General features: G+C 71.0%; 19 protein-coding genes. 5 read left to right on the top strand and 14 right to left on the bottom strand.

Going from position 1 to position 13,709, the window contains the following annotated elements; all coding sequences use genetic code 11:
- Nucleotides 1-2 precede the first annotated feature (2 nt).
- Together ACN26Z_RS05410 and ACN26Z_RS05405 are read right to left on the bottom strand one after the other, a co-directional pair.
- Nucleotides 3-254, bottom strand: a complete 252-nt coding sequence (locus tag ACN26Z_RS05410) for a hypothetical protein (protein ID WP_421464742.1) — start codon at nucleotides 252-254, stop codon at nucleotides 3-5.
- 102 nt (nucleotides 255-356) lie between these two features.
- Complete coding sequence (locus ACN26Z_RS05405) at nucleotides 357-530, bottom strand: hypothetical protein (protein ID WP_396886348.1); 174 nt, start codon at nucleotides 528-530, stop codon at nucleotides 357-359.
- A 174-nt stretch (nucleotides 531-704) separates the two neighbouring features.
- On the opposite strand from ACN26Z_RS05405, the gene ACN26Z_RS05400 reads away from it, so the two are divergent.
- On the top strand, nucleotides 705-1,196 hold the full coding sequence (locus ACN26Z_RS05400; protein ID WP_421464538.1) for a hypothetical protein: 492 nt from the start codon (nucleotides 705-707) through the stop codon (nucleotides 1,194-1,196).
- Nucleotides 1,197-1,237: 41 nt separating this feature from the next.
- On the opposite strand, the gene ACN26Z_RS05395 is transcribed toward ACN26Z_RS05400, so the two are convergent.
- Nucleotides 1,238-1,723, bottom strand: a complete 486-nt coding sequence (locus ACN26Z_RS05395; RefSeq protein ID WP_421464536.1) for a DUF2231 domain-containing protein — start codon at nucleotides 1,721-1,723, stop codon at nucleotides 1,238-1,240.
- 127 nt (nucleotides 1,724-1,850) lie between these two features.
- Here ACN26Z_RS05395 and ACN26Z_RS05390 point away from each other — a divergent pair, with 127 nt between their 5' ends.
- Nucleotides 1,851-2,714, top strand: coding sequence for an oxygenase MpaB family protein (locus tag ACN26Z_RS05390; protein ID WP_396886349.1), 864 nt, complete (start codon nucleotides 1,851-1,853; stop codon nucleotides 2,712-2,714).
- A 46-nt stretch (nucleotides 2,715-2,760) separates the two neighbouring features.
- On the opposite strand, the gene ACN26Z_RS05385 is transcribed toward ACN26Z_RS05390, so the two are convergent.
- The 11 genes from ACN26Z_RS05385 to ACN26Z_RS05335 form a co-directional block, all read right to left on the bottom strand.
- Nucleotides 2,761-3,603 carry a RecB family exonuclease gene (locus ACN26Z_RS05385; RefSeq protein WP_421464534.1) on the bottom strand — a complete coding sequence of 281 codons (843 nt, stop codon included), beginning with the start codon at nucleotides 3,601-3,603 and terminating at the stop codon, nucleotides 2,761-2,763.
- Between the two features lie 136 nt (nucleotides 3,604-3,739).
- Nucleotides 3,740-4,354 carry a MarC family protein gene (locus ACN26Z_RS05380; RefSeq protein WP_093408305.1) on the bottom strand — a complete coding sequence of 205 codons (615 nt, stop codon included), beginning with the start codon at nucleotides 4,352-4,354 and terminating at the stop codon, nucleotides 3,740-3,742.
- A 40-nt stretch (nucleotides 4,355-4,394) separates the two neighbouring features.
- Nucleotides 4,395-5,255, bottom strand: coding sequence for a PHP domain-containing protein (locus ACN26Z_RS05375; RefSeq protein ID WP_421460111.1), 861 nt, complete (start codon nucleotides 5,253-5,255; stop codon nucleotides 4,395-4,397).
- Between the two features lie 24 nt (nucleotides 5,256-5,279).
- Nucleotides 5,280-6,482 carry a hypothetical protein gene (locus ACN26Z_RS05370; protein WP_282240114.1) on the bottom strand — a complete coding sequence of 401 codons (1,203 nt, stop codon included), beginning with the start codon at nucleotides 6,480-6,482 and terminating at the stop codon, nucleotides 5,280-5,282.
- Between the two features lie 56 nt (nucleotides 6,483-6,538).
- The gene (locus tag ACN26Z_RS05365; protein WP_282240115.1) at nucleotides 6,539-7,279 is read right to left on the bottom strand and encodes a SigE family RNA polymerase sigma factor; all 741 of its coding nucleotides are present in this window, start codon (nucleotides 7,277-7,279) and stop codon (nucleotides 6,539-6,541) included.
- 100 nt (nucleotides 7,280-7,379) lie between these two features.
- Nucleotides 7,380-8,255, bottom strand: coding sequence for a PH domain-containing protein (locus tag ACN26Z_RS05360; RefSeq protein ID WP_093408313.1), 876 nt, complete (start codon nucleotides 8,253-8,255; stop codon nucleotides 7,380-7,382).
- Between the two features lie 6 nt (nucleotides 8,256-8,261).
- Nucleotides 8,262-8,420: a hypothetical protein gene (locus ACN26Z_RS05355; RefSeq protein ID WP_007455302.1), complete on the bottom strand. Its 159-nt coding sequence runs from the start codon at nucleotides 8,418-8,420 to the stop codon at nucleotides 8,262-8,264.
- A gap of 116 nt (nucleotides 8,421-8,536) precedes the next feature.
- A complete protein-coding gene (locus ACN26Z_RS05350) occupies nucleotides 8,537-9,220 on the bottom strand; it encodes a DUF6758 family protein (RefSeq protein WP_421460109.1) in 684 nt (227 codons plus the stop codon).
- A gap of 187 nt (nucleotides 9,221-9,407) precedes the next feature.
- Entirely contained in the window at nucleotides 9,408-10,031 is a 624-nt protein-coding gene (locus ACN26Z_RS05345; RefSeq protein WP_282240116.1) for a TrmH family RNA methyltransferase, read from the bottom strand.
- Nucleotides 10,032-10,098: 67 nt separating this feature from the next.
- A complete protein-coding gene (locus ACN26Z_RS05340; protein WP_282240117.1) occupies nucleotides 10,099-10,563 on the bottom strand; it encodes a hypothetical protein in 465 nt (154 codons plus the stop codon).
- A 150-nt stretch (nucleotides 10,564-10,713) separates the two neighbouring features.
- Nucleotides 10,714-11,229, bottom strand: a complete 516-nt coding sequence (locus ACN26Z_RS05335) for a MaoC family dehydratase (protein WP_093408321.1) — start codon at nucleotides 11,227-11,229, stop codon at nucleotides 10,714-10,716.
- Nucleotides 11,230-11,829: 600 nt separating this feature from the next.
- On the opposite strand from ACN26Z_RS05335, the gene trxA reads away from it, so the two are divergent.
- From trxA to ACN26Z_RS05320, 3 genes are all read left to right on the top strand, one after another.
- Nucleotides 11,830-12,192, top strand: coding sequence for a thioredoxin (gene trxA / locus ACN26Z_RS05330; protein WP_093408323.1), 363 nt, complete (start codon nucleotides 11,830-11,832; stop codon nucleotides 12,190-12,192).
- A 145-nt stretch (nucleotides 12,193-12,337) separates the two neighbouring features.
- A complete protein-coding gene (locus ACN26Z_RS05325) occupies nucleotides 12,338-12,778 on the top strand; it encodes a hypothetical protein (RefSeq protein ID WP_093408326.1) in 441 nt (146 codons plus the stop codon).
- Nucleotides 12,775-13,680, top strand: coding sequence for an MFS transporter permease (locus ACN26Z_RS05320; RefSeq protein ID WP_282240118.1), 906 nt, complete (start codon nucleotides 12,775-12,777; stop codon nucleotides 13,678-13,680). Before ACN26Z_RS05325 ends, ACN26Z_RS05320 begins: the two co-directional genes overlap by 4 nt.
- Nucleotides 13,681-13,709: the final 29 nt, after the last annotated feature.

Below are 13,709 nucleotides of genomic sequence, written 5' to 3'. Positions count from 1 at the left end.
TTCTACCGCACCGACTCCCGCTCCTCGGCCTCGGAGACCACGTCGAACGGGTCCAGCGGCAAGTCGGAGTCGTCGTCCTCCGCCTCGAATTCGTCGAACGGTTCCAGCTCGTCCGGTTCCGGCTCGTCCGGTTCCACCACGTCCAACGGCGGCTCGTCCGGTGCCGGCAGCGGGTCGTCCGGGGGTTCGTCGGGAGGATCCTCCGGCGGCGCGAGCAAGCCGACCGCCACGGCCAGTTCCTCCTGACCGGTCACCGGTGCCAGGCCGGCCGGCACGGGCGCTCACGGCCTCTTCGCCGCCCTGCACCGGGCCGGCCTGCGGCGTCAGCCTTCCCGGTGCGAGCGGCTGGCCCGGGCTCAGTCCCAGTGTGGCGGGCGCTCGGCGAGCAGCCAGTCGTCGTTGCCGCCGGCCCGCTCGCCCCACCCGTGGTCGGTGTCGTCCGCCGTCTGCTCCGGTAGCACCACGAAGTCGTCGGTCAACTCGACCGCACGATCATCATCGCCCCGCCTATCGGGTTCGCGAGTGCTCACGAGCGGCAAGACTAACGCAGCTGCGGCGCTGGAGAATCCCGAGCAACTTCGGCGATGGTGCTGGGTCTCGCTCGCGGGAGGCAGCACCATCGCCGAAGTTGTCCGAGCCAACCGCTACGGGCGCGGCCTGACGGTGCGGCGATGAGGTGGTTGGTAGCGTCGGACGGCGTGACGATGCCCCGACCCGGTCCGGATCCGGACGATCCGTGGCGCCGACCCGACTCCGGCGACGGGCCGGTCTCCGACCCCATGACCACCCTGAGCCCGACCAGCGGCACTGACTCCGATGGCGGCGGTGACCTGACCGGTGCCACCAACCCACCTCACACCTCGGCCCCGGGCACCCCCGCCCCGGGCACCCCGGGCACCCCAAGGCCGGACGGCGGCCCGAGTCCCAGCGGCACCCCAGCCCCGCGTCCTGGGCAGGTTGCCTCGGGCGGAGCTGGCGGCTACGCCGGGCCGCCACCCACCACCGCGCCGCCGCCCGGTTGGCGGCCCCCGGTGCACCTGCAAGCGGCACCGCCCCGCCAACTACCGGCCCAGGACATGGTCAGCCTGGACGCGCAGGAGCAGCGGGCGCAGCGGGTCACCTGGGCCGTCGGCGCGGTCGCCGGAGCCGTCCTGGTGGTGCTGACCTGTCTGCTCTGCACTCGGCTGCTGTTCTGACCAGTCACCGGGACCACGTGCTCGTAACGGCCGTGGACGGCCTACTCGTAGGTGTTGCCCCAGACCATCTCGGAACCGGAGTGACCGGTGAGCCAGACGTAGACGAGCGCGGCGACGCCCAGGCCCAGCACCACGACCGACAGCACCGCAGTCACCCAGCCGGGCAGCTTCGGCACCCGGGGGTGGTTGCTGGTGGCGACCAGCAGCAGGATGACCGCCAGGCCGAGCCCCAACGTCACGCGGAACAGCACTTCGCCGTGCGCCGCATGATCGTTGATCTTGTCGAGGATCTCGCCGGAGAACCCCCGCTCGATCTGCCGGGCCTGTAGCGCCTCACCGGATCTCGTGGCGACCCACGCGGTGATCGGGGCGACCACCGCCAGGGCCGCCAGCGCCCAGTCCAGCCGGGCGCGGAACCGGGGCAGCACGATGTACGCGAGGGCGAGCAGCACCAGCAGCGGCACGAACACGACGACCGCGTGCACCACCAGTACGTGTAGGGGCAGGCCCAGCGCCTTCTCGAACATCGGCACCTCCGAAGGTGATCGTGGGTGTCAGCGTACGGGCCCATGCTTGATCCGCCCAACGCCCTGTTGCTCCACACGCAGGCCCGACCCGACGGGTTCAGGTCGGTCGGCGTGGCACCCTTGACTCGTGGATACCGTCGACGTCGGCCTGTTCGGTCCCGGTTCGGTCACCTGGAAGCTGCACCAGGAGCCCATCCTGTTCGTCGCCGGTCTGCGTTCCCTCTACCTTCAGGCGTTGCATCCACGGGCGATGGCCGGAGTGGCGCAGAACAGCAACTACCGTCAGGACGCCTGGGGACGTCTGATCCGCACCGCCGACTACGTGGGCACCATCGTCTACGGCACCACCGACGAGGCGGAGCGGGCCGGACGGCGGCTACGTCGACTGCACGCCCGGATGACCGCGGTCGATCCAGCCACCGGCGAGCGGTTCCGGATCGACGAGCCGGAGCTGCTCCGCTGGGTGCACGTCACCGAGGTGGAGTCGTTCCTCGACACCGCGCGGCGGGCCGGCGTACCGCTGGACGCCGACGAGGTGGACCGCTACTACACCGAGCAGCGACGGGCCGCCGCGCTCGTCGGGCTGGCACCCGAGACCGTGCCAGGCACCGCCGCCGAAGTGGCTGACTACTACCAGCGGATCCGACCCGAGCTGCGGATGACCCGCGAGGCCGCCGAGACCGCCCTGTTCCTGACCGCTCCACCCCTGCCGTGGAAGCTCAGCCTGCCGGCCCGGATCGGATTGAATCTCGGCCCGCCCCGGTGGGCGTACCTGGGCATCGCCGGCACGGCGCTCGCCCTGCTGCCGCCGTGGGCCCGGCGGCTGTACGGCGGACTGGGCCTGCCGACCACCGCGCTGTCGGCCGACGTGACCGTACGCGCGCTGCGGCTCGCTCTCACCGCCCTGCCCCGCGACTGGCGGGAGGGGCCCATGCAGCGCGCGGCAAAGGAACGCGCGGCGCGACTCATCGCCGCCTCCAGCACCACCTGAGCCACCGCCACGTTGCCTTCATCCGATCGTCCACCGCCGCTACGGGTCAGTCTTCCTCGGTTGCCGGCCCGGCGAAGCGTTCCACGGCGGCCCACGGCTCCTTGCCCGGTAGGGCGGCACCGGTCGGGCACGTGCGCCGATAGTCGCACCAGGCGCAGCGCGGGCCAGGGGCGGTCGGAAAGGCGTCGTCCGGATCAGCGCCGTCGGCGACGGACCGTTCGGCGGCCATGATGTCGCGAGCGGTCTCCTCAGCGCGGGTCACCTGCCGCGCCAGCGACTCGGCACTGTGCTCGTGTGCGGCGACCGTGCCGCTCGGCAGGTGGTGCAACTCGACCCGACGGCAGGGTCGACGGAACACCCGCTCGGCCGCGTACGCGTACAGCGCGAGCGCCTGCGAGCCGCGCGCGTCGTCGCCGTCCAGCCCGGCGCGGCCGGTCTTGTAGTCGACGATGACCAGCTCGGGCCCGTGCGGGCCGGGCCGCGAGTCGATCCGGTCGGCGCGGCCGTTGAAGGCGAGCACCCCGGTCTTCACCGCCACCACCCGTTCCACCCCGATCGGCTCGTCGGCCGGATCGAGCCCACCAACGTACGCCTCCAGCCAGCCGAGCGCCCGCCGGTAGGCCGCACGCTCCTGCTCGTCGTCGCGGTAGCCCTCGCGTACCCAGGTGCCCTTGAGCAGGGTCGGCAGCACCTCCGGACGGCGTCGGTCAGCGGGCAGCGCATACCAGTTCTTCAGGGCGGTGTGCACGCTGGCGCCGAGCGAGTTGTGCGCCCAGGGCGGCCCCTTCGGCGGCGCCGGACGATCAACGTAGGAGTAGCGGTATCGCCGTGGACAGTCGGCGTACGCACCGAGGCGGCTCGGCGTGCAGACGAACAGTCGCTCCGGCATGCCCTCGAAGCCGAGTTGCTCGGGCTGCGCGTCACGGGGCCGGGGCGCGCGGCCACCGGCGGCGGGTCGTCCGGCTGGAGAGGCTCGTCGCACGACCTGATCCTGCCATCCACCCCCGACAGACCGGGCGGGCCGGTCAGCCGCCGCCGTTGTACTGGGCCACGAACGCCGCGATCGCGTCCGCGATGAGCTGTACGGCGATCGCCGCCAGCAGCAGGCCGGCGATCCGGGTGAGCACCTCGATCCCGCCCGGACGCAGCACCTTCACGATGCCGCCGGAGAATCGCAGCACGATCCAGACCGTGAGCATCACCGCGACGATGGCGGCGGCGATCGCGGCGAAGTCGCCCGCCCCGTCGGCCCGCTGCACGAAGAGCATCGTCGCCACGATCGCGCCGGGCCCGGCCAGCAACGGCGTACCCAGCGGCACCAGGGCGATATTGGCGGTGGCCTGTTTGGTCGGGTCGTCGGTCTTGCCGGTCAGCAGTTCCAGCGCCACCAGGATCAGCAGCAGCCCACCGGCCGCCTGCAACGCCGGCAGGTCGACGTGCAGGTAGGCGAGCAGGGTCTGACCCGCCACCGCGAAGATCACAATCACGCCCAGCGCCAGCGCGACCGCCTGCCAGGCGGCCCGGTTGCGCTCCCGCGCGGACAGCGGGCCGGTCAACGCCAGGAAGATCGGCATCATGCCGGGCGGGTCGACGATCACCAGCAGGGTCACGAAGACCTCGCCGAAGAGCTTGAGATCCACCCGGTCACCGTAGCCGTGCCGGTCGGCGTCGAAACCCAGGTCAGCCCGAAGCGACCTCAGTCACCCCGGAGGCGGCGGCGACGATCCGTTCGTACGCGTCGACGCCGGTGGTGAAGGCGCCGAGCCGGACCGTCTTGTGACTGCCGTGGAAGTCCGATGAACCGGTCACCAGCAGGCCCAGTTCGGCGGCGAGACCGCGTACGTGGGCCCGCTCGGCGGGTGAATGGTCCTCGTGGTCGGCCTCCAGGCCGACCAGCCCCGCCGCCGCCAGCTCGGCGATCAGCTCGTCCGGCACGAGCCGGCCGCGCCGACTGGCCCGGGGGTGGGCGAACACCGCCACGCCGCCGGCCGCCCGGATCAGCCGTACGGCCCGAAAAACGTCGATGTCCTCCTTGGGCAGCCGGTACCGTTCCCCCAGCCACTCCGGCCCGAACGCCTCAGTGGTGGTGGCGACCAGACCGGCCCGGATGAGCGCCTGGGCGATGTGCGGCCGGCCCACCGTCCCGCCGCCGGCCAGGGCCAGGATCTCCGGCCAGTCCACATCGATGCCGTCAGCACGCAGCAGGTCCACCATCCGCTCTCCCCGGGCCAGCCGCGCTGCCCGCACCCGGGTCAGCTCGGCGACCAGTTCCGGGTGCTCCGGATCGAAGAGGTACGCCAGCAGGTGCAGCGGCACCGGGGGCTGCTCGCCGTCCCATCGGCAGGAAAGCTCCGCGCCACGGACCAGCCGCAGCCCGGGTGGCAGGGCACGCAGCGCCGGCTCCCAGCCGTCGGTGGTGTCATGGTCCGTGATCGCCACCACGTCCAGTCCCGCCACGGCGGCGGCACGCATGAGCTCGGCCGGGTCGAGCGTGCCGTCGCTGGCCGTGGAGTGCGCGTGCAGGTCGATCCGCGAGGTCATCGCCCGCCGTCACCGGATGCCCGGTCAGCCACCGCTCACCACCACCGGTAGCTCACCGGCGGGGAGGCCGGGCAGGGCGGTCGGCACGGCGGGACGGCCTTCGGTGACCCGGTCGACGGCCACCCGCACCAGGCCACCGGCGGCGTCGGCGTAGTAGGCCGTGTCGGGCGTACTCCAGACCACGGTGCCGGTCATCGGCGGCCCGGCGGGCCGTACCCCGGTGGACGTGTCGAGCCTGGTCAGGTCCACCAGCAGCGCCGAGTCCTCACCTGCCGACCGACCGTTGACCAGCAGCCAGCGCCCGTCCGGCGACACCGCACCCCGGCCGTCGCCGGCCGACTCCGGCCCACAGTCCGGCTGGCCGGTCCCGAGATCCCGGGCCGGGTCGAGCAGGATCAGGCAGGCGGTTGGCCCGGCGCCCGGGGTGATCTCGCCGACCAGGCGGCCGTCGGGCAGCGCACCGAAGATGTGGGTGCTGGCCCGGTCAGCGCCCTGGACCAGTGGGCCGGGCCGCAGTGGCCACAGCACGTGGCCGGGGCGGTCGGGCGCCAGCCTGACCAGCACGGCGCCGTTGACGAACCGCAGCGGCACCGCCTCGGCTGGCGCCTCGGCCCGTACGGTGGTGGCGAGTTCACCGTTGACGATCCCGGCGGCCGCCAGCACCGTGCCCTGTTTCCAGGCGACCTGCCGGCCGTCTGCGTCCAGGACGATCTCGTCGGCACCGGCCAGCAGCACCTGCGCGCTGCCGTCCGCAGCCACCGCCCACAGGAACCGCCCGGCCAAGGTCGGTGCCCCGACGGCCAACCAGCCACGGCCGTCGGTGAGTCGATGTGCCCGTTCCACCTCGCCGGTGCCGAGCAGCGCCACCCGCCGGCCCTGCGCGGTGGCGATCGATCCGTCAATCAGCAGGTCGACCTCGGCGAGCGGGGGCGCGGTGTCCGGCCCGGGCGGCGGGATGGTGCGATCGACGAGCGGCCGTTGATCCGGGTCTCCGATCACCACCGTGCCGCCGGTCGGCGGCCGGTTGTCGCGCAGCTGCAGGCTGCCCGCGCTGACCGCAACGATCGCCAGCACGGCCAGGCCCACGCCGGCCATGGTCCGGCGGCGCTGAATCCGGTTGGCCCGTCGGATCGCCGCACCGGCTGGATCGGCGGCGACCGCACGCGTTACGGCTGCCCGCCGGGACATCATCTCCCGGAGGGCACCTTCCAGGTCATTGGGCGGCACGTCCAATGAACGATCCGGGAACCGGCTCTGGTTGTCATGAGCTGGTGGTTTGCGCTTCACCGTCGCTCTCCGACAAGCGCCGTTCCGGGCCGGCCGGCACCCTCCGGTTGCGGATTTCCGGCGCCGGTCCGGTTGCCCGGCTGCTCGACCCGCCCCACCGTTCCGGTCGGCTGCGCAGCCTGCGCCGACCTGCCGGTCGGCTGCGCGGTTGTCTCCGACCTACCGGTCGGCCGCGCCGTCGACTCCGAACTGCCGATCGGCTGCTCGGCTCGCTCCGGCCTGCCCGCGCGGAAGCCGAAGGTTTCCTCAGCGCCGATCCGTCGACGCAGGGTGGCCAGTGCCCGGGAGGTCTGACTCTTCACGGTGCCCGGCGAGATCTCCAGCATGGCGGCGGTTTGCGCCTCCGACATGTCCTCGTAGAAACGCAGCACCAGCACCGCACGCTGCCGGGCGGGCAGCGCCCGCAGGTGCCGCCAGAGCACGTCCCGGTCCAGTTGGCGTTCGATCTCGTCGGTGGCGGCCTGTTCGGGCAGCACCTCGGTCGGACGCTCACCGTGCCAGCGACGCCGCCACCAACTCGTCGAGGTGTTGACCATGACACGTCGGGCATAGGGCTCGATTGCCTCGATCCCGCCCAGCCGCTTCCACGCCAGGTACGTCTTGGTCAGTGCGGTCTGGAGAAGATCCTCCGCCGTGCCCCAGTCCCCGGTGAGCAGGTACGCGGTACGCAGCAGGGCGCCGGAACGGGCCGCGACGAAGTCGCGAAACTCCTCCTCCAGCGGGTTGCTGCTGGCCACACGCCACCTCCGTGCCTGATCCTGCCGCAGCCTGCCACAGCGTGACCAGCGGGTCGAGGACGGAAGGTGCGCAATATCTCCGATGTTCGGTCAGGAAGTTTCAGGCGCCGTCGTCGGCCTTCGCCTCGTCCTGCTCCTTGCCCAACCGGGCCTCGACTGCCTGCGGCTCGTACATCTCCTCGACGACGCGCAGATAGAGCTCGTTGGGGTTGGGCAGGTTCTTGACCTCGCGTAGCGCCTGCTCCTGACCGGCGGACTCCAGCACGAAGGTGCCGTAGTTGAGTGCCCGACCCGCTGGCGTCTGCTCGTACTTCATGTCGGTCACCCGGACCAGCGGCATCATCGCCACTCGCCGGGTGATGATCCCGTTGACCACCATGACCCGTTTGTTGGTCAGGATGAAGCGGTCGTACCACCAGTCGGCGACCCGCCACGCCACCCAGCCCATCACCGCGAACCAGAGCAGCACCGCGATCGTGGTGAGCGCGCCGACGTCCTGACCGGCGAGGAAGCCGGAGAGGTAGCCGAGCACGAAGGTGGCGGCGATGCCGACGATGATCGGGGTGACGAGGTGGACCCAGTGCCGCTTCCACTCGCCCCGGTACCGCTCGGTCGGGAACAGGTATCGCGCGACAAGCGAGCTGGGCTCGTCCTCCAGCGGCAACACCCGGCGGGGGGTGGCACCGCTGGCATCGGCGCGCAGTCCGGCCAGCTCCTCCTCGGAGATCTCCGGAGGCAGATAACCGGCCTCCGGATCGCGCACCCAGGCCCGACCCGACCGCCCCTCGCCGGCGTACCCCGGACCGTCGCCATAGCCGGCGTCGTCGGAGAAGGACGGACCGTCGGAGAGGCGAGGGCCGGAGCCGTAGCCCGGCCCCTCGTCCGGATCGATTCGGGGGATCGGCTCTGTGTCGCGTTCCCGGCGGGCCCGGTCGGGGTCGTCGGGATCGAAGGGTGGGCCGGAGGGGCTTCCCATCGGAGGCTAAGCGACCAGTGAGGTGAAGAAGTCGCCGAAGCCTTGGGCGATGTCCATGATGCCGCCACCCAGCGACTTGAACACGTCCGCGGCGGAATTTGGCCGGTAGGCGACGAAGAAGATCAAGAATGCGATTCCGGCCCAGGTGAGGACCTTCTTGACCATGGCGGGCCATCCTCTCGCGCGGCGCCGGGTCCCATTACCGCAGCGGCACCCAGAGTATCAGCGTGGTGTCTTACCGTGAATATCTACGTCCGTTCTCCGACATTCCGGGAGACTTGTCAAGCCTTCCCGTGCAGGTACGGAGATGGGGCGCCGTACACGAGCTCGGGCGGCGTCCACTCGACCAGGTCGTGCAGCAGCACGTCCTCCGCGAGCAGATGCCCCGCACTCGCCGGCCAGGCTATCGCATAGAGCCACATTCCCCGAGCCTCGCCGGCGTACGCGCTTCGATCCGGCAGTGAGTTCACCAACCACAGTGGAGTCGGGTGGCCGGCCACCCTGATCCCGGCGCGTCCGACATGGCCGGGGTGCCCCGGGCCCGGGTCGGTAAGCGCCTCGGCCAGTTCCGGTCCGGCATCCGGGCCAGGCACCCCGGCGTATCGCGTGCCCAGTCCCACACCGGGCTCCTCGGCCACGAAGACCAGGTCCGCCGGCCCACCGCCCAACGGGGCGGGCCCGGCGCAGGCGACCGCCGTGGCGCGCACTCCGAGCCGGTCGTCGCCGGCCCACGCCACGCCCGTGGTGGTCCAACCCGGAGGCAGCGGCCACGGACACCACAGCGGAACCGAAGGCTGCTGCGGCTGGGCGGCGGCCTGGATGTGTTCCACCACGCTGGCCACGATCTCGGCACCGATGTGCTCGGGCACGTGCAGGGGAGCCACCGGTCCGCAGTCGGGGCAGCGGGATTCCGGATGCATGAGATCCGGTGCCCGGACCGACCCGCCGCATCTGGGACAACTCACCGCAACCGTCACCACTCCACCGTCACCCGCTGGCCGCCACCCGTCAAGCCGAGCGCCCGCATTGCCTCCACCCCACCGGCCCCCACCTCACGCATCGCCGCTCGATCATGAGGTTGTTTCCCTCCCCTCGGCGTGTCGCGCCAACAACTTCATGATCGACCGCAGTTGAGGTGGGGTGGGTGGGCTGCTAGGTGGGAGGTGGGGTGGCGTGGGTGCGGATCCAGGTGTGCATGGCGATTCCGCTCGCCACCCCGGCGTTGATCGAGCGGGTCGAGCCGTACTGGGCGATCGAGAAGATCTCGTCGCACGCGGAGTGCGCGGCCGCGGAGAGCCCCGGACCCTCCTGACCGAACAGGAGGACGCACCGCCGCGGCAGCGTGGCGGTTTCCAGTGGACGACAGCCGGGCAGGTTGTCGATGCCGACCAGCGGCAGGCCGCGCTCCGCCGCCCAGACGATCAACTGATCGATCGTCTCGTGGTGGCGTACGTGCTGGTAGCGGTCGGTGACCATGGCGCCGCGGCGGTTCCAGCGCCGCCGGCCCACGATGTGCACCTCGGCCGCGAGAAACGCGTTGGCGTTGCGGACCACCGTCCCGATGTTCAGGTCGTGCTGCCAGTTCTCGATCGCCACGTGGAAGTCGTGCCGCCGCCGATCCAGGTCCGCGACGATCGCCTCGCGGCGCCAGTAGCGGTACTGGTCGACCACGTTGCGCCGATCCCCCGCGGCGAGCAGCTCCGGGTCGTAGCGGGGATCCTCCGGCAGGTCACCTGGCCAGGGACCCACGCCGACGTCGAGCTGCTCACCGGTCACGGTCACGCAGGTTACGCCCAGCAGCGCGGACACCACCCCGCCGCCCGGCCACCGAGCGACACATCGGTCAGCGCAGGGCCAGGGCGCCGCCGAGCCGGTCGAGGAAACGGCGGTCGGCGGGAGCCAGCGGGCCGCCGGGCAACGCCCGGGAGGCGGTACGACAGACGCGTGCGGCCACTGACTGCACCCATTGCCGGTAGGCCGCCGAATCGGCGGGATCGGCATGACGGTCCAGTACCCGCACGACGGCCCGGCAGGCGGCGAGCACGTCCAGCTCGGCGAGCTGGGCCGCCGGCGGGGATGGGCCGTCGTGCCGAGCGTAGATCGCGGCCACCACCGCCCGGACCAGATCACTGTCGAAGGCCCGCCCGGCCGCCACCGCGTCCAGTCCGGCCAGGCCAGCCGCCACGCCCCGGTGCGGACGCCCCGGGCCGGGCTGGGCAGCGGCCACGATCACCCGCCCGGGCAGACTGGTGAGCAGATCCCACTCGGTGGCGGAGTAGGCGGTGGCGGTGGTGATTCGCTCGCTCATGGCGGGACCTCCGGCGCCAGCATATGCGCCCGGACCGGGGGCCGAACGCCTAGGCCGGGAACCCGCTGCGCCGCGCCGCCGTGCCCCCACCGGCCGCGAGTGACCGGGCGCGGCGAGCCCGGCCCTCTGCCGAAACCACCCGCGTACGGGTCAGCGGGGCTCGGGGAAGCTCGGCCGCTCGGGGTCGACACCGTCGGGAACGGCTGCCGCCGCGTACTCCCGTTTGGGGACCATCACCTTGCGCCGGAAGACGCAGACCAGCGTGCCGTCCTGGTTGTAGCCGCGAGTCTCCACCGCCACCACGCCACGATCCGGCTTGGAGGCGGACTCCCGCTTGTCCAGCACCGTGGTCTCGCCGTAAATCGTGTCGCCGTGAAAGGTGGGTGCGACGTGCCGCAGCGATTCGATCTCCAGGTTGGCGATGGCCTTGCCGCTGACGTCGGGCACCGACATGCCGAGCAGGAGGGAGTAGATGTAGTTGCCGACCACGACGTTGCGCTTGAACTGACTTGCCGTCTCGGCGTAGTGCGCGTCCATGTGCAGCGGATGGTGGTTCATGGTGAGCAGGCAGAACAGGTGGTCGTCGTACTCGGTGACCGTCTTGCCCGGCCAGTGCCGGTAGACCGCGCCGACCTCGAACTCCTCGTAGTAGCGGCCGAACTGCATCCTGGTCTCCTTCGACGGAGGCGGCGGAGTTCGGCACAGCATGCCTTATCGAGGGTTAAGGCGGGCCGCGGGGCGGGACAGGCATCGGAATGTCACACCAGCCGGCACCGGGAAAGCTGTCTGATCAGCACGTGCGGGCGGGACTGGCGCGCGTCGACCGGGGCCGGACGCAATGAGCGGCGGGGCCCTCCCCGGCACCCGCCGCCCACGCTCTGATGCTTCAAGATTCTGCCGTACGTCCGTCCGGCCGCACAGAGACCGAGGTCACATTTATCTTTTTGTTACATTACTCTGAGTGACTGATCATCGGTCAAAAAGCGATCTCCGCAGGTCGAATCCCCGCTCGTCAGCGCCGAAGTTACCGCTTCGTACCCGGTCAGAGCGTTGATCTCATTGGAAACGCTCCCATTACGGGCGGTCACGCAAATGCGACATGCATGTGCGATCTGCGGACACCTTCCGAAGACCGACACCCATCGATGCGGACAAAGGCCCCACCCGGACTGCGACCAGGGTTACGGTGGCACCACGGCGGGAATGCGATGGGGTACGCCCGAGTTCCACCAGACGTAGCTGTTCCGCGTGATCGGAGAGACTCACATGGCAACCGTCGAGCTGACCACGGCTAATTTCGACCAGGTGACCGAGGGCAACGGCATCGTGCTGGTTGACTTCTGGGCCGACTGGTGCGGCCCCTGCAAGCGGTTCGCTCCGGTCTACGAGCGATCGTCCGACAAGCATGCGGACATCACCTTCGGCAAGGTCGACACCGAGGCGCAGCAGGAACTCGCCGCCAAGTTCGACATCCGGTCCATCCCGACCATCATGGCGATCCGCGACGGCGTGATCGTCTTCGCCCAGCCGGGCGCGCTGCCGGAGTCGGCCCTGGAGAACCTCATCGAGCAGGTTCAGGCGCTCGACATGGACGACGTGCGCAAGAAGCTCGCCGAGCACAAGCACTGATCTCACAGACACGATGGCCGGGCCCGTAGCGGGCCCGGCCATCGGCGTCCGAACGCCCACGTGACTCCGGGCCTCGTCACAGCTGGGACACGGCCCGTCGATAGGGCCGCTTGAACGCGCGCCGGTGCCGTAAGTTCAGCGGACGATGGATGCGTTGACGAGCCGCGGCCGTACGGCGCGGGTGGCGGTGACGGCACTCGGCCTCGCCGTCCTGCTCGCCGGCACGATCTGGGGGGTGGACGACCACTTCCCGTTCGGCCCCTTCCGGATGTACTCCACCTCCGATCCGGCCGACGCGGACGCCCCGGACACCCGGGTGGAGGGGGTCGACCTGAGCGGCAACCTCGTCGACCTGGGCGAGCGAGCGACAGGCATCCGCCGAGCCGAGATCGAAGGCCAGCAGAGCCGGTACGTCGCCGACCCCAGCCGGTTGCGCGAGGTCGCCGAGGCGTACGACCGGCGCCATCCCGACGCACCGGAACTGACCGAGGTCCGGATCGTCATCCGGTGGCACGACATCACCGACCGTCGGCCCACCGGTCGATGGGTCGACGAGACCGTCGTCAGCTGGCAGGTCACCCGATGAGTCGCTGGCTCACCGAAGCGGTGCCGCGCGGTCGGGTTGCCGCGTTCCGCACGCTTGTCTACCTATTCGTCGCCGCCGACCTGGTCGTCTTCACCCCCTGGGTACGCGACCGCGTCGACGTGCCCGGCAACCTCTACCAACCGCTCTTCGTCGGGCGGGTACTGCCGCTGCCCACCCCCACCGCGACGCTGGTGAGCGTGATCTTCTGGGCCCTGCTGCTGCTGGCCCTGCTCGCCGCGACCGGACGGGCCCCCCGACTGCTCGGCTGGACGGTCTTCGCGCTCTACCTGGAGTGGATGATCATCGCGATGAGCTACGGCAAGGTGGACCACGACCGGTTCGCCCTGCTCGTCGCGCTGGCCGTGCTACCCACTGCGGGCTGGGCCCGGCACGGCGACCCGACCAGGACGGAGGCCGGCGGCTGGGCGCTGCGGGTCACCCAGATCTCGGTGGTCTGCACCTACTTCCTGGCCGCCTGGGCGAAGTTCCGCTTCGGCGGCCTGGACTGGGCGACCGGCTCGGTGCTCGCCAAAGCGATCATCCGACGCGGCACCGACCTGGCGGACCTGATCGCGCAGGTGCCCCACCTGCTACTCGTCGCCCAGTTCGGCATCCTCGCCTTCGAACTGCTCAGCCCCCTGGTCTTCGTGCTGCCCGAACGCTGGCGGCTCGCCACGGTCGGCTTCTTCTACTCGTTCCACCTGGTGACCATCGCGACCATCACCATCTCGTTCGCACCACACCTGGTCGCCATGACCAGCTTCCTGCCGCTGGAGAAGGTCCGCCCGCTCGTCGCAGTGCGACGGCTCCTGGCCCGCAGGTTCACGCCCGACCGGCGACGGCTCGGCTCGGATCCGCTGTCGGCCGACACCCAGCCGGTACCGGATCCGGCAACGCCCTGACCGGCCCACGATCCCGTGCGCCGTACGAC

It is taken from the genome of Verrucosispora sp. WMMD703 (genome assembly GCF_049178935.1).
GTDB classification, from domain to species: domain Bacteria; phylum Actinomycetota; class Actinomycetes; order Mycobacteriales; family Micromonosporaceae; genus Micromonospora; species Micromonospora sediminimaris.
Note: the sequence above shows the minus strand (reverse complement) of the source record. Positions and strands in the feature narration are given on the sequence as shown.

What these genes read in the sequence shown, in the direction of transcription:
- ACN26Z_RS05385 (WP_421464534.1), bottom strand. Translation starts at nt 3,603, where the DNA reads ATGCCGGAGCGACTGTTCGTCTGCACGCCGAGCCGCCTCGGTGCGTAC.
- ACN26Z_RS05400 (WP_421464538.1), top strand. Translation starts at nt 705, where the DNA reads ATGCCCCGACCCGGTCCGGATCCGGACGATCCGTGGCGCCGACCCGAC.
- ACN26Z_RS05325 (WP_093408326.1), top strand. Translation starts at nt 12,338, where the DNA reads ATGGATGCGTTGACGAGCCGCGGCCGTACGGCGCGGGTGGCGGTGACG.
- ACN26Z_RS05320 (WP_282240118.1), top strand. Translation starts at nt 12,775, where the DNA reads ATGAGTCGCTGGCTCACCGAAGCGGTGCCGCGCGGTCGGGTTGCCGCG.
- ACN26Z_RS05335 (WP_093408321.1), bottom strand. Translation starts at nt 11,229, where the DNA reads ATGCAGTTCGGCCGCTACTACGAGGAGTTCGAGGTCGGCGCGGTCTAC.
- trxA (WP_093408323.1), top strand. Translation starts at nt 11,830, where the DNA reads ATGGCAACCGTCGAGCTGACCACGGCTAATTTCGACCAGGTGACCGAG.
- ACN26Z_RS05340 (WP_282240117.1), bottom strand. Translation starts at nt 10,563, where the DNA reads ATGAGCGAGCGAATCACCACCGCCACCGCCTACTCCGCCACCGAGTGG.
- ACN26Z_RS05375 (WP_421460111.1), bottom strand. Translation starts at nt 5,255, where the DNA reads ATGACCTCGCGGATCGACCTGCACGCGCACTCCACGGCCAGCGACGGC.
- ACN26Z_RS05395 (WP_421464536.1), bottom strand. Translation starts at nt 1,723, where the DNA reads ATGTTCGAGAAGGCGCTGGGCCTGCCCCTACACGTACTGGTGGTGCAC.
- ACN26Z_RS05355 (WP_007455302.1), bottom strand. Translation starts at nt 8,420, where the DNA reads ATGGTCAAGAAGGTCCTCACCTGGGCCGGAATCGCATTCTTGATCTTC.
- ACN26Z_RS05360 (WP_093408313.1), bottom strand. Translation starts at nt 8,255, where the DNA reads ATGGGAAGCCCCTCCGGCCCACCCTTCGATCCCGACGACCCCGACCGG.